General features: G+C 59.9%; 1 pseudogene. It reads left to right on the top strand.

The features are described from left to right. A pseudogene (locus HMPREF9538_RS08445) lies at positions 1 to 297 on the top strand (peptidylprolyl isomerase); the annotation flags it as partial.

Raw genomic sequence — 297 nt, 5'->3', positions numbered from 1 at the left:
CCTCGCCGCTGCGGAAAAGACGCAGCAGGCTGCCCTCGATCAGGTCAAAGCCCTTAACGCCGATAAACAATCTCTGTCCACCCGGCTGGCCGCCGCGGATAAAGTGCCGCATGGCCCCGCTAACGACGCCGCTGCGCCAAAAAATGAGCCACCAGAGATGGCGGCCATAGTGGCAGCCTATCGCCTGCAGGCGGATAAAGACAACGCCCAGCTACGGATGAAAGAAGATGAAATCGAACTGCTGAGAACGCAGCTTTCTGTACAGTCCAAAACGCGCAGCGGCGAGAGCGCCGCTGC

Origin of the sequence: Klebsiella sp. MS 92-3, assembly GCF_000195655.1 — a bacterium.
Lineage (GTDB): Bacteria > Pseudomonadota > Gammaproteobacteria > Enterobacterales > Enterobacteriaceae > Klebsiella > Klebsiella pneumoniae.
This window is presented reverse-complemented; position numbering and strand designations above follow the sequence as displayed.